The organism is Saccharothrix sp. NPDC042600, from assembly GCF_040647305.1.
In the GTDB taxonomy this organism is placed as follows: Bacteria; Actinomycetota; Actinomycetes; order Mycobacteriales; family Pseudonocardiaceae; genus Actinosynnema; species Actinosynnema mutabilis.
Window position 1 is genome coordinate 1 of the sequence record NZ_JBEZBW010000153.1, and the last position, 13,639, is coordinate 13,639.

General features: G+C 73.2%; 12 protein-coding genes. 6 read left to right on the forward strand and 6 right to left on the reverse strand.

Annotated elements, in window-relative coordinates:
* Nucleotides 1–278: 278 nt before the first annotated feature.
* The 3 genes from AB0A74_RS40370 (at nucleotide 279) to AB0A74_RS40380 (ending at nucleotide 3,295) form a co-directional block, all read left to right on the forward strand.
* The gene (locus AB0A74_RS40370) at nucleotides 279–1,718 is read left to right on the forward strand and encodes an alkaline phosphatase PhoX (RefSeq protein WP_358258171.1); all 1,440 of its coding nucleotides are present in this window, start codon (nucleotides 279–281) and stop codon (nucleotides 1,716–1,718) included.
* Nucleotides 1,715–2,377 (forward strand): DUF2695 domain-containing protein, encoded by a 663-nt coding sequence (locus AB0A74_RS40375; RefSeq protein WP_358258173.1) that lies wholly within the window; start codon nucleotides 1,715–1,717, stop codon nucleotides 2,375–2,377. Before AB0A74_RS40370 ends, AB0A74_RS40375 begins: the two co-directional genes overlap by 4 nt.
* A 300-nt stretch (nucleotides 2,378–2,677) precedes the next feature.
* Nucleotides 2,678–3,295 (forward strand): cyclase, encoded by a 618-nt coding sequence (locus AB0A74_RS40380; RefSeq protein WP_358258175.1) that lies wholly within the window; start codon nucleotides 2,678–2,680, stop codon nucleotides 3,293–3,295.
* Between the two features lie 45 nt (nucleotides 3,296–3,340).
* Here the strand turns inward: AB0A74_RS40380 and AB0A74_RS40385 are convergent, their stop codons facing one another.
* The gene (locus AB0A74_RS40385) at nucleotides 3,341–3,790 is read right to left on the reverse strand and encodes an Lrp/AsnC family transcriptional regulator (protein WP_358258176.1); all 450 of its coding nucleotides are present in this window, start codon (nucleotides 3,788–3,790) and stop codon (nucleotides 3,341–3,343) included.
* A gap of 75 nt (nucleotides 3,791–3,865) precedes the next feature.
* On the opposite strand from AB0A74_RS40385, the gene AB0A74_RS40390 reads away from it, so the two are divergent.
* Nucleotides 3,866–4,771, forward strand: coding sequence for an SMP-30/gluconolactonase/LRE family protein (locus tag AB0A74_RS40390; protein ID WP_358258178.1), 906 nt, complete (start codon nucleotides 3,866–3,868; stop codon nucleotides 4,769–4,771).
* 10 nt (nucleotides 4,772–4,781) lie between these two features.
* Nucleotides 4,782–5,693, forward strand: a complete 912-nt coding sequence (locus AB0A74_RS40395) for an MBL fold metallo-hydrolase (protein ID WP_358258180.1) — start codon at nucleotides 4,782–4,784, stop codon at nucleotides 5,691–5,693.
* A gap of 4 nt (nucleotides 5,694–5,697) precedes the next feature.
* On the opposite strand, the gene AB0A74_RS40400 is transcribed toward AB0A74_RS40395, so the two are convergent.
* A complete protein-coding gene (locus tag AB0A74_RS40400; protein WP_358258182.1) occupies nucleotides 5,698–6,243 on the reverse strand; it encodes a hypothetical protein in 546 nt (181 codons plus the stop codon).
* Between the two features lie 89 nt (nucleotides 6,244–6,332).
* Here AB0A74_RS40400 and AB0A74_RS40405 point away from each other — a divergent pair, with 89 nt between their 5' ends.
* The gene (locus tag AB0A74_RS40405; protein WP_358258184.1) at nucleotides 6,333–9,035 is read left to right on the forward strand and encodes a BTAD domain-containing putative transcriptional regulator; all 2,703 of its coding nucleotides are present in this window, start codon (nucleotides 6,333–6,335) and stop codon (nucleotides 9,033–9,035) included.
* Nucleotides 9,036–9,562: 527 nt separating this feature from the next.
* On the opposite strand, the gene AB0A74_RS40410 is transcribed toward AB0A74_RS40405, so the two are convergent.
* The 4 genes from AB0A74_RS40410 to AB0A74_RS40425 all read right to left on the reverse strand — a co-directional run.
* Nucleotides 9,563–10,381 (reverse strand): carbohydrate ABC transporter permease, encoded by an 819-nt coding sequence (locus AB0A74_RS40410; protein WP_358258185.1) that lies wholly within the window; start codon nucleotides 10,379–10,381, stop codon nucleotides 9,563–9,565.
* Entirely contained in the window at nucleotides 10,381–11,265 is an 885-nt protein-coding gene (locus AB0A74_RS40415) for a sugar ABC transporter permease (protein WP_358258187.1), read from the reverse strand. Before AB0A74_RS40415 ends, AB0A74_RS40410 begins: the two co-directional genes overlap by 1 nt.
* Nucleotides 11,262–12,554 carry an extracellular solute-binding protein gene (locus AB0A74_RS40420; protein ID WP_358258188.1) on the reverse strand — a complete coding sequence of 431 codons (1,293 nt, stop codon included), beginning with the start codon at nucleotides 12,552–12,554 and terminating at the stop codon, nucleotides 11,262–11,264. The genes AB0A74_RS40415 and AB0A74_RS40420 overlap by 4 nt, the downstream gene beginning before the upstream one ends.
* 99 nt (nucleotides 12,555–12,653) lie before the next feature.
* A partial coding sequence (locus tag AB0A74_RS40425) for a sterol desaturase family protein (RefSeq protein WP_358258190.1) occupies nucleotides 12,654–13,639 on the reverse strand: 986 nt, incomplete at its 5' end.

Genomic DNA, 13,639 nt, shown 5'->3' on the forward strand with positions numbered 1-13,639 from the left:
GCGCTGACCCGCGCTGCGCGCGGACTCGGCCGGCCCGGCGCAGCCGGCCGGTCGAGCCGCCGCAGGCGGCCCCGCCGAAGGCGGATGCTCTTGGGGCTTTTGCTGGGTGGCCTGGGAGGGGGTGGGCGGGTGGACACCTACCGGCAGCAAAGCCATCCACCCACCGCAACAACCACGCCCAGCCACCCACAAGCGCAACCACCGCCCCGCCATCCGTGGCCCGCACCCACCCCGAACTCCCGCTTGCGCTTCGCCCACCCCAGGCGCACGATGCGGCGATGGATCGTCGTACCGTTCTGCGTGGCGCGGTGGCCGGGGCGTTGCTCGGTGGGCCGTTCGCCGGGTTCCTCAACCGGGCCGCCGCCGAACCGGCGCGGGCCGGCGCCCTCGGGCCCGTGCCCGACCTCCGCGACGGCGTCGTCCGCCTCTGGCTGCCCGACGGGTTCCGGTACCGGTCGTTCCACGACACCGAGGTCCCCGTCGTGCTCGACGACCAGACCGTCCTGCCCGGACGGCACGACGGCATGGGGGCCTTCCGCGCCGGCCGCGGCAACTACCTGCTCGTGCGCAACCACGAGCTGAACGGCCCCGGCAAGGCGTTCGGCGACCCCGGCAAGGCCTACGACCCCGCCGCCCAGGCCGGCACCACCACCGTCGAGGTCACCCGGTACGGCGAAGTCGTCCGCTCCCACACCAGCCTCAACGGCACGATGATGAACTGCTCCGGCGGCCGGATGCCGTGGGGCTCCTGGATCACCTGCGAGGAGACGGTCAACGGCCCCGACGTCGGACCCGACTTCACCGGCACCCCCAACACCGCCCTCACCCGACCGCACGGGTTCATCTTCGAAGTCCCCCTCGACGGCGAGTCCGACCGCGAACCCATCACCAACGCGGGCCGGTTCGCGCACGAGTCCGTCGCGTTCGACCCGATCGGCGGCCACCTCTACCTCACCGAGGACAACTTCGGCTTCGCGTCCGGCTTCTACCGCTACACGCCGCAGCGCAACCCCTTCGCCACCGGCCGACTCGACAACCGCGGCCGGCTCCAGATGCTCAAGGTCAAGGGCATCCCCAACGCCCACCTGGAGGCCGCGCAACCCCAGGGCACCAGCTACCAGACAGAATGGGTGGACATCGACGACCCCGCCCCGACCTTCGCCCACACCCCCGGCCAGCCGGCACCGACCACGAACGACACCGCGCTCAACCACGTCGCCGCGCAAGGCCAGGCGCAGGGCGCGGCCCTGTTCTCGCGCCTGGAGGGTTCGGCCTACGACCGCGGGGTCGTCTACTTCACCTCCACGCAGGGCGGCGGCCCCGCCGAGACCGGCCCGGACACCGTCTCCGGCTACGGCAACGGCACCGGCCAGATCTGGGCCTACGACACGGGTTCGGGCGTGCTCACCCTGCTCTACCAGTCCCCCGGCCCGGACGTCCTGGACTTCCCGGACAACGTCACCACCAGCAAGCGCGGCACCCTGGTCGTCTGCGAGGACGGCGTCAACGACAACTACCTGCGCGGCCTGACCCGCGACGGCCGGCTGTTCGACATCGCCCTCAACCGCCTGACCAGCCCCACCGGCACCCCGCGGTTCAACGACGAGTTCGCGGGCTCCACGTTCAGCCCCGACGGCCACACCCTGTTCGTCAACATCCAGGCCGCCAAGGGGATGACGTTCGCGATCTGGGGGCCGTGGGGCAGGATCGGCGTGTGACCGACTTCCCCCCGCTGTCCGACGCCGACCTGCACCGCATCCGCGCCGGCAGCGACGCCTTGCGCCGCAAGGAGTTCTTCACCACGGCGGTGGACACCGGCCTGGTGTGCGCGATGGGCGCGGACGGGAAGGTCGCGTTCGTGGAGGACGTCGACTTCTCGTTCGTGCCGCTGTGGACCCACCCGCGCCTGGCCGAGGCGGAGGCCGACGCGCTGGAGTTCGAGGACGAGCGGCCCGTCGCGGTCGCCCTGGACGACGTGCTCTCGATGCTCGACGGGTTCGAGGAGGACGACCTGGAGATCGCCGTCCAACCGGCGGGCGGCGAGGCTTTCGTGGTCTCCGCCGAGCGGTTCCGGGAGGAGGTCTTCACGCTCCGGCTGCGCCACGAGCCCGGTGACGAGTACACCCGCGCCGCGCGCCGGGCCGCCTTCCACGAGGACCAACGCCGCCGTGCCGGACAACGCCTGGGCCTGTCCCCCGCCGACCGCGAGGCCCTCGTCGCGCACCTGGACGAGCACCTCGAAGAGCACGACTGCGACGACGCGTTCACCGCCGCGGCGGAGTGGGCCGAGGACCGGGACCTGCCGTGGCCGCGGATGGCGCGCGCCCTGGACGTCCTGGGCTGCCACTGCGACTGCGAGGTCGCCGCGAACCTGTGACCCCCGTTGGCGGCGTCCACTGTGCACTCGGTGGGGTAAACCGGGGGTAACACATAACCACCCGTGCGGCGGCGTCCGAACGCCCCGCGTGGACCGCCCGCCGCCACCCGGGCGACACCCCACCCGCACGCCGACACCGCAGGTCACCGGCCCGGCGCAGCGCTCGGGGCCGACGACCACCGGGCGTCACCGGCAACGATCTTGGCCGACGGCGTCCCGCCTTGACGTGAAAGCTATTCACAAGTGACGATCGGGTCGCCGCGGCTCCCTTCCCCTGCCAAGTGAACCGAGGTAACCCTGATGACACCTCGTCGAACCCTGCCCGCACTCGCCCTGGCCGCCGCCGCGACGCTCGCCTTCGCCCCCGTGGCGGCGGCCGTGCCGCACACGGCGAACTTCGCCTGCCAGGGCAACACCCCGCTCGGCGCGCAGAACTTCACGTTCACCCAGAACGCCGAGGTCACCGCGCCCGCGACGGTCGCGCCCGGCGGCGGTCTCACCGTCGTGATCGACCCCGCGCCCAACACCGTCCCCACGTCGGTCAACGGCTACACCGTGCGGCGCGTGCAGACGCTCGCGCTCAAGGTGCCGATCCCGGCGAACTCCACGTACGTCTCCGCCACCCTGTCCGGCGGGTCGAACGTGGGCACCACCAGCCTCACCGTCAGCGGCGGGGTCGCGACCCTGTCGGCGAGCGGTCCCATCGCCGGTGGCGCGACCTTCGAGTTGCCCACGGTCACCGTGCGGCTGACCGCCGGCGCGTCCGGCACGATCCAGACCAAGCTGCACGGCACGTCCTACAGCGACCCGGGCCTCACGTTCACCGCCGTGGTGTCGTCGTTCATCGGCAACGTCAACGTCCCGACCCGCTGCTACCCCGACCCGAACCCGGTGATCACCACCACGACGATCGGCTGAGTCCCACGGTGGTCCCGTGCGAGGCGCCCGCACGGGACCACCCGCTCAGGCCGAACCCGGGTCCACCGAGCGCTCGAAGCACGTCTCCAGCACCACGATCGCGTTGGTCCCCGACACGCCCGCGATCTCGTGCACGTCCCGCAGCGCCGCCTGCAGTTCGCGCGTCCCCGCCGTGCGGACCTTGAGCAGCAGGGACGCCTTGCCGGCCACGATGTGGGCCTCCTCCACCGCCGGCAGCGCGCGCAGGGCGTCGGCGGTCTCCGGCGATCCCATCCACGCCGACGAGTCGACCAGCACGAACGCCAGCACGTCCAGGCCCAGCGCGGCGGGGTCGATCTCGATCGTCGTCCGCCGGATCACCCCGCGCTCGCGCAGCTTGCGCACCCGCTCGTGGGCCGCCGCCGCGGACAGCCCCACCCGCGCCCCCAACGCCGCGTAGGACAGGGTCGCGTCCTCGCGGAGCAGTGCCAGCACCGCGCGGTCCGTGTCATCCATCTCGCACCCCTCACCAGACATCATCAATAACTATAGGGTGTGAGCAAGATGCGGTTCGGCGAAAAGGAGCCTCAAGTGGATGTCATCCCGACCAAGGTGGAGTCGTTCGACGAGCGGTTGCTGATCTTCGGGGACGACCTGTTGGAGCGCCTGCACACCGGCTGCAAGTGGACCGAAGGCCCCGCGTACGTCCCGGCCGGCCGCTACCTGCTGTGGAGCGACATCCCCAACGACCGCGTCCTGCGCTGGGACGAGACCACCGGCCACGTCGGCGTCTTCAAGTCGCCCGCCGGGTACGCCAACGGCCGCACGCTCGACGCCCAGGGCCGCGTGATCACCTGCGAACAGGGCGAACGGCGGGTCACCCGCACCGAGCACGACGGTTCCACCACGGTGGTCGCCGACCGCGTCGACGGCAAGAGGTTCAACAGCCCCAACGACGTCGTGGTCGCCGCCGACGGCGGCGTGTGGTTCACCGACCCGCCCTACGGCATCCTCAGCGACTACGAAGGCGTGCGGGCGGAGTCGGAGATCGGCGCGTGCCACGTCTACCGGGCCGACCCGGTGACCGGGGAGGTCCGGGTCGTCGCCGACGACTTCGTGCGCCCCAACGGCCTCGCCTTCTCCCCCGACCAGGCCACGCTCTACATCGTGGACACCCGCCGCAACCACATCCGGGCGTTCGACGTCGAGGGCGACAAGCTGCGCGGCGGCGACGAGGTCGCGCGGTGCACCGCCGGCCAGTTCGACGGCATCCGGCTGGACGAGCAGGGCCGGATCTGGGCCGCGGCGGGCGACGGCGTGCACTGCATCCACCCCGACGGCACGCTGCTGGGCAGGATCGGCGTGCCCGAGGTCGTGTCGAACGTGTGCTTCGGCGGCCCCAAGCGCAACCGCCTGTTCATCACCGCCACGACCTCGGTCTACTCGTTGCTGTTCAACGTCAACGGCGCGCGTCCGGTGTACTCGACCCTTCGATAGGTTGCGGGGCATGACCGACTTGCGGGAAGTCGCGCCCGGCGTCTACGCGTGGGTGCAGGCGGACGGCACGTGGTGGATCAACAACGCCGGGGCGGTGCACGCCGGCGGCGAGGTGGTGCTGATCGACACGTGCGCGACCCGGCGGCGGACGCAGGCGTTCCTGGACGCGGTGTCCAGGGCGACCGGCGACGCGCCGATCAAGGCGGCCTTGAACACCCACCTGCACGGCGACCACGTCTACGGCAACGCCCTGCTCCCGGCCACCACGGTCATCGCCGCGCACGAGCTGACCCGGCAGGGGGTGCTGGCCGACTTCATCCTCGCCGACACCCCTCCGGTGTGGTCCCCGACGCCGGACTGGGGCATCGACGCCGTCCGCGCCCCGTCCCTGACCTTCCGCGACGAGATCACCCTGTACGCGGGCGACAAGCCGGTCGTGGCGCGCCACCCCGGCTTCGCCGCGCACACCGTGGGCGACGCGGTGGCGTGGCTGCCGGAGGACCGGGTGCTGTTCACCGGCGACCTGGTCTTCCACGGCGTGACCCCGCTGATCGCGATGGGCTCGCTGTCCGGCGCGCTGAAGTCCCTGGACTGGTTGCGCGCCTTCGACCCGCTGGTGGTCGTGCCGGGCCACGGCCCGCTGGTCGAAGCTCCACAGTGGACGGAAGTCCTGGCCGCCCACGCCCGCTACTACGAGTTCGTGGCGACCACCGCCGAGTCGGCGCTGGCCCGCGGCCTGACCCCGCTGGAGGCCGCGCGCGAGGCGGACCTCGGCGCGTTCGCCGCCCTGCCCGACAGCGAACGCCTCGTCCTCAACCTGCACCGCGCGTACGCCGACACGACCGGCGCGGAGATCGACATCGCCGCCGCCCTGGGCGACGCCATCGCCTACCACGGCGGCCCGCTGCGCTGCGCGGTCTGACCGGTCAGCGCCCCCGCGAGCCGGCGTGCCCGAGGACGCCGACCAGCACCAGCACGAACCCGACGAAGAACAGCGTGACGCCCGGCCCGACGTCCGGCGGGTCGGACCGGGAGGGGGTGCTGTGGTACGGGTCGGACCCGAACGGCCCGGTGCGGTCCATGCGCGAACCGGCGGCGGTCAGCACCTCCAGGAAGAACAGGCCGACCCCGCCGACCGCGACCACCACCCCGATCCACACGCACGCCTGCACCCACCCCGGCGCACCGACGAGGTTCCCGCGACCGCGGCGGCCGCTGAACCGGTGGTGGGAGGCGTGGTGGGGCGAGTAGTGGTGGGGATCGTGGCCGTGGGGCGGTTGCTGGTGGCCGTAGTGCGGCTGGGGCGGGTAGGGGTCGTACCCGGTCGCCTGCCCGCTCTGGTCGAAGTACCCGTCGGCCCGGTCGAAGTCGTGGTCGGCTCGACCCGAGTCGTACCCGCTGCTCCCGCCGGAGTCATGGCTCGACGAACTGTCGCTGCCGCCACTGCTGCTACCGCTCCCGCTGTCGTCCATGTGCTCTCCCCCAGTCCCCGTGCGCGCAGTCATAGCACGTCGAGCCCGGCCGGAACGGGCGTTCCGCACAACGTCTACAGTGGAACCCGATGGTCGAGTTGACGCTGTTGGGCGAGGTCACCCTGCGGGTCGACGGGCGGCCGGTGGACCTGGGGCCGGCGCGGCAGCGGTGCGTGTTGGCGGCGTTGGCGGTCGAGGCCGGGCAGTTGGTGACCACGGACCTGCTGGTCGAGCGGGTCTGGGGCGAGCGGGCCCCGCACCGGGTCCGGGCCACCCTGCACACCTACCTGTCGCGGTTGCGGCGGGTCGGGGCGGAGATCGCGCGGCGGCCCGGCGGGTACGTGCTGCTGGTGGACGAGCGGGCCGTGGACCTGCACCGCTTCCGGGCGCTGTGGACGGGGTCGCGGTCGGTGTCCGCGCTGACCGGGGCGCTCGCGCTGTGGCGCGGCGAACCCCTGGCCGGGTTGGACGGCGAGTGGGTCGAGGCCGAGCGCGCCCGGCTGCTCGCCGAGCGGCTGGCCGCGCGGCTGGACCTCCTCGACGCCCGCCTCGCGGCCGGACACGGCGGTGAGCTGGTGGCCGAGCTGGGCGCGCTGGTCGCCGAGCACCCGCTGGACGAACGGATCGCCGCCCAGTACCTGCTGGCCCTGCACCGGGCGGGCCGGTCGGCCGACGCGCTGGCCCACTACCGGCGGCTGCGCGACCGGATGGTCGAGGAGCTGGGCACCGAGCCCGACACGCGGGTGCGCGACCTGCACCAGCGCATCCTCGGCGCGGACCCGGCGCTGGTCGTGCCCGCGCGCGGCACCACCGCGGTCCCCCGGCAGCTGCCCGCCGCGCCCCGCCACTTCACCGGCCGCGAAGCCGAGCTGGCGGCCCTCAGCGCCACCCTGGACGCCGCCGAACCGGGCAGCACCACGGTGATCTCCGCGATCGCGGGCAGCGGCGGCATCGGCAAGACGTGGCTCGCGCTGCACTGGGCGCACCGCAACGCCGACCGGTTCCCCGACGGGCAGCTGTTCGTGGACCTGCGCGGGTTCAGCCCGGACGGCGAGCCGATGTCGCCCTCGGTGGCGCTGCGCGGGTTCCTGCAGGCCCTCGGCGTCGAGGCGGGGCGGGTGCCGGTGGACGGGCACGCGCGGGCCGCGCTGTTCCGCAGCCTGGTGACCGACCGGCGGATGCTGCTGGTGGCCGACAACGCGCGCGACGCCGACCAGGTCGTGCCGTTGCTGCCCGGCGGCACGACGTGCACGGTGCTGGTGACCAGTCGCAGCCACCTGCGCGGCCTGGTCACCGGGCACGGCGCGCACCACCTGGCGCTGGACGTCCTGACCGACGCCGAGGCCCGCGCGCTGCTGGCCGGCCGCCTGGGCCCCGACCGGGTGGACGACGCGGCGACCGCCGAGCTGGTCGCGCTGTGCGGCGGGTTCCCGCTGGCGCTGGGCATCGTCGCCAGTCACGCCCAGACCCACCCCCGGCTGCGCCTCGCCGACCTGGTCGCCGAGCTGCGCGAGCTGGGCCTGGGCGCGTTGGACGACAGCGACCCGACCGCGAGCCTGCCCACCGTCCTGTCGTGGTCGCTGGACGCGCTGCCCGAGGACCGGGCGCGGGCGTTCGCGCTGCTGGGGACCGCTCCGGGCGCGGACATCGGCGGACCCGCGGCGGCGCGCCTGCTCGGGTTGCCCGAACCGGACGCCGAGGCGGTGCTGGCGGACCTGGAGCAGGCGTCGCTGATCACCCGCGACTCCGCCGGGCGCGTGCGCATGCACGACCTCCTGCGCCGCTACGCCGCGTCGGTCGCGCGCGACAACGGTCCTGCGCTGCGCCGGCTGCTGGACTTCTACACGCGCACCGCCGTCGCCGGCGACCGGGTGATCTACCCGCACCGGGCGGCCCTGCCGTTCGACCCTTCCGACGTCGAGCCGCTGCCGCCGGCCGACGAGGCGGCGGCGATGGCGTGGTTCGACACCGAGCACGCGAACCTGCTCGCCGCTCAACAGACGGCGATCGCGCACGGGTGGCACGACACCGTGTGGACGCTGGCGTGGGCCGTGACCGCCTACCACCAGTTGCGCGGCCACCACCAGGTGCGGCTCGACGTGTGGTACCCGGCGCTGGCCGCCGCCGACCACCTGGCCGAGCCGCTGACCGGCGTGCTCGCGCACCGGTTCCTGGGCAGCGCGCTGGCGGACATGCGGCGGCACGACGAGGCCGTCGGGCACCTGCGCCGGGCGTTGGACCTCGCGTCCGGTCTGGACGTGCCCAACGAACTGGCGAACATCCACCGCACGCTGGCCTGGACCTACGCCCAGTCCGACGACCTGCGCACCGCGCTCAGGCACGCCGTCGAGGCGTTGGAGCTGCACCGGTCGAAGGCCGAGTCGGTGTGGGTGGCCGACGCGCTCAACGACGTGGGCTGGCTGCACTGCCGCCTGGGCGACTACGCCACCGCCCGCGACCACTGCCAGGCCGCCCTGGACCTGCACCGCCGCTACCGCAAGCCGCACGGCGAGGCCACCACCCTGGACAGCCTGGGCTACATCGAGCACCGCAGCGGCGACCACCGCCGCGCCATCCGGCGCTACCACGAGGCCCTGGCGCTGCGCCGGGAGCTGGACGACACCTACGAGACGGCCAACAACCTCGACGCCCTGGGCCACCCGCACCTGGCGCTGGGCGAGGTCGAGCAGGCGCGGGCGGTGTGGCTGGAGGCGCTGGAGCTGTACCAGCGCCAGGAACGCGACCTGGACGCGGACCGCGTGCGCCGGCAGTTGGCCGACCTGCCCCGGTGACCGGGGACCGCGGGCGCGGCCGGCGGAATGGCTTGAGGACGTGGGGGGTTCAGTGGTGGAGCACGACTCGCCGTGGCGGCGCGGGATCCCGGAGTTGTGGTCCGACCCCGGGCACCCCGGGGCGAGGAGGCCGCGGGCGGCGACGGCACGCTGATCGCCGGCCTGCTGCACCTCGCCGAGCACATGGCGGACCGGGGTTCGGGCCGACAAGGTCGGGTCGAACGGCTGCACGCGCCGTGGTTCGCCGGGTTCGCGCCGTACGCCGAGCCGGTGCCCCGAGGTGGTCGCGCTGGCCGACCTGGGCCTGTTCCCGGAGATCGTGGCGTCGCGCGACCAGCGGGAGGTGCCGTTGGCCGCGCAGCTGACCACGCTGGCCACCCCGTGGGAACGCGGGCTGCTCATCGCCACCGAACGCGGCCACGACCCGACCACCGCGCCGCCTTCCCGCACCTGCCCGTGCCCGCGAAAGCGGTGCTGGGGCGGGTGCGCGCGCCCGGTTCGGACGAGTACCGACCCAACCCCGGGCACTAGGGCTCGACGTGCTGGGTCACCGTGCCGCGCACGAAGTACCGCTGTGCCACCAGGAACAGCGCCACCATCGGCACGGTCGCGACGGTGCTGGCCGCCAGCACCAGTTCCCACTGCGCTTCTCCGCCCTCGCCGAAGCGGTCCAGCACGGTCTTCAGGCCGCGCGGCAGGGTGTAGAGCTGCGGGTCGCGCAGGTAGATCAGCGGTTTGATCAGGTCGGTCCACGCCGCCTTCAGCTCGAACACGAACACCACGATCAGGCCCGGCCGCGCCAGGGGCAGGGCCATGCTGGTGAACAGCCGCCACGGGCTCGCCCCGTCCACCCGCGCCGCGTCGAACACCTCGCGCGGCAGCCCCAGGAAGAACTGCCGCAGCAGGAAGATGTAGAACGCCGACCCGAACAGGTTCTGCGCCCACAACGGCACCTGGGTGGTCGCCAGGCCCAGCGCGTGCCACTCCAGGTACACCGGCACCATCGTCACGGCACCGGGCAGCATCATCGTCGCCAGCACCACGCCGAACAGCAGGTTGCGCCCCCGGAAGCGGAACATCGCGAAGCCGAACGCCACCGCCGCGCTCGCCGCCGTCGCCGCCAACGCCGCCGCCACGCCCACCGCGACGCTGTTGGCGATCCACGTCGTCAACGGCACCGCCCGCCACACCTCGACGTAGTTGCCCGGCGAGAACGGGCTGGGCAGCAACGCGTTGTCGAACACGTGCGCCCGGTCCTTGAGCGAGGCGCTGACCAGCCACCAGAACGGGTACCCGAACGCCAGCGCGACGACGAGCAGCCCGGACCACACCGCGACCCGTTTCATCACCGCTCGCCTTCGTAGTGCACGTACCGGCGCGACAACCGCACCTGGACGGCCGTGACCACCGCGATCACCACGAACAGCCCCCACGCCAACGCCGACGCGTACCCCATCCGCAGCGACTCGAACGCCTCGCGGAACAGGTGGATCACGTAGAACAGCGCCGCGTCGCCCTCACCGGACTGCTTGCCCCGCGCGCCGAAGAACATCGTGTACGCCTCGGTGAACACCTGGAGGGACGCGATCGTGTTCACCACCACCGTGAAGTACACCGTGCCGCTGATACCGGGCAGGGTGACGTGCCAGAACTGCCGCCACGGGCTCGCCCCGTCCAGCCGCGCCGCCTCGTAGCGCTCCAGCGGCACGCGGGTCAGCGCCGCCAGGTACAGCACGGCTGTGCTGCCGACGGTCCACAGGCTCATCACCACCAGACCGGGTTTGATCCACACCGGGTCGGTGGTCCAGTTCGGACCGGTGAACCCGAACCAGCCCAGGAACGCGTTCACCGCGCCGTTCTGGCCGTTGAGCAGCAGCAGGAACAGCGCGGCCAACGCCACCGGCGGCGTCATCACCGGCAGGTAGACGATCGTGCGGAAGAACCCCGCCGCGCGCCCGGCCCGCCGCAGCAGACCCGCCAGCGCCAACGCGAGCACCACCTGTGCCGGGACGTGCAGGGCGGTGAAGAACAGCGTGTTCCACAGCGCCGTGCCGACCCGCTCGTCGGTGAGCGCCTCGCGGTAGTTGTCCAGGCCGATGTACTCGGGCGGCTTGAGCATGTCGTAGTGGTTGAGCGACAACCACAGGCTGAACACCATCGGCCCGGCCGTGAACGCCAGGAACCCGACGATCCACGGCAGCAGGAACAGCCACGCCGCGCGGCCCTTCACCGGGCACCCACCCGGTGCAGGGCCCGTTCGGCTTCGCGTTGCGCCTGGGCCATCGCGTCCTCCGGGCTCTGCCGGCCGGTCAGGACCCGGTTCACGCCGCCCTCCCACGCGCGGACCAGTTCGCTGGCCGCCGGGCTGGGCGCGAGGGCGAACGCTCTGTCCTGCAACGCCAGCACCTGCGGCACGCCGCGCTCCAGGATGCGGTTGCCGCGCGGGTCGAACACGTCGCGGAAGATCCGCTCGTCGGCCACCCGGTTCGCGGTGAACGTGCCGCCGTACGGCTTGCCCTTGGCGGCCAACGCGTCCCGCCGCGCGGTCGCCGCCGTGACCCACGTGTCGGCGTCGGTCATCGTCACCAGGAACCGGCACGCCAGGTCGGGGTGCCGCGCGCCCTTGGGGATCGCCCACGCCTGACCGGAGGACTCGGTGAGCGGCGCGCCGCGCCGGTCGGTGAACGGGGCGATGGTCACGTCCGCGTCGGGCGAGTTGGTGGCCAGGGTGTTGAGGTACCAGGACTCCATGGGCATCGCGGCGAGCTGCCCGGTGACGTAGGCGTTCTGCGCGCCGAACTGGTCGAACGTGTCCCGGAACGCCTTGAAGGACGCCCAACCGCCTTGCCGGCGCACGAGGTCCGTGGTGTGGCGGACGGCTTCGACCACGCGCGGGTCGTCCAGGCGGGTGCCGACCAGGTCCACGCCGTTGGCCTTGGCCCACAGCGGGAGGAACTCCGGCACCTTGGGATCGAACGCGATGTGGCGCGGTTTGGTGAGCCGGGCGGTCAGGTCGGCCAGGGCGGTCCAGTCGGTGGTGGAGACCGTGGCCGGGTCCACGCCGGCGGCGCGCAGGACGGGGTTGTTCAGGATCAGGACGCGGACCATCGCGAAGTCGGGCAGCCCGTAGACCCGGCCGTCGTGGGTGACCTGGCGCAGCGCGGACTCGCGGAACTCGCCGAGGTCGACGCCGTGCTCGCGGACGCAGTCGTCCAGGGCCAGCACCGCGCCGCGCGCGGCGTAGCTGCCGAGCTTGCGGCGTTCGGCGTAGACCAGGTCGGGCGGGTCGCCGGCGGCGACGGCGGACAGGAACTGCTGCTCGTCGAACGCGCCCTCGTTGATCCGGACGTCCACCCCGGGGTGGGCGGCGCGGAACACGGCGACCCGGGCGGTGGCGTGCTCGTCGGGCTGCCCGAAGCCCATCGTGACCAGCGTGTTGGGCGCGTCGGCCGGCGACGCCCCCACTCCGCCGCACCCGCAGACCAGCACGGCGACGACACCCAGCAACCACCCGCGCACGACCGCCTCCCCGCAAGCCGGCAGTAAGGACACGGTTCCCGGGGCGGTCCATGATCACTCCAGAACCGCCCGAACGGCCCAGCGGGGTGGCGGCGCGGGTCAGCGGTCGCGGCGGTCGCGGCGGTCGCGGTGGTCGCGGTGGTCGCGGCGGTCGCGGCGCAGGGGGTCCACCATCTGGCCCCACCAGCCGGTGGGCACCGGTCGGTCCGCGCCGTACTTGGCGGGGTAGCGGTCGGGGAGGTGGAAGGTGCCGAAGAGGCGGTCCCAGATGGGCAGGACGCCCGCGTAGTTGCGGTTGATCGCGTCGGGTTCGTCGGCGTGGTGCCAGTGGTGGAACTCGGGGGTGGCCCACCAGCGCGACAGCCGGGGCAGCCGCCAGGAGACGTTCGCGTGGGTGAGGACGGCGCTGACGGTGACGATGATGGCCAGCACGCCGGCGGTCGCCTCGGTCAGCCCGAGCAGCAACGCCGGGACAGCGCGGAACAGGCCGTCCATGACGCTGGGCAGCGGGTGCACGCGCGCGCCGGCGAGCCAGTCGAGCTGTTCGCTGGAGTGGTGGATGCGGTGGAACCGCCACAGGAACGGGACTTCGTGCTGGAGCCGGTGGGCGAGGTAGTTGACGAGGTCGAACACGACGAGCGCGATGAGGCCCTGCAGGAGCAGCGGCAGGCCGTCGATCCACGCGGCGACGGGCGGGATGGTGGGCAGCACCGGGCGCAGCAGCGTCATCGGGACCGCGGTGAGGAGGCCGACCAGCGCGAGGCTCACGACGAGGTGGACGATGTCGGTGGCGAACCCGAACCGGAACACCTTCTGCCCACGCCGCCGGGGCCACAGCCGCTCCAGCGGGGTGAGCAGCACCAGGCCGGCGAGGGCGAGGTAGGACAGCGGGTTGGAGATGGCGACGCCGACCCCGACCACGACCGCCGCCAACACCAGCCGCTGCGCCTTCTCACCGGGCAGGTCCGGGTCCACCGGGATCGGCCGGGTCGCCGCCTCGGCCGCGGCGGACTGGGCCGGCGCGGGCTGGGCCAGCGCGGGCTGGGCCGGCGCGGGCTGGGCGGCGGTGGGCTCGGCGGCGAAGG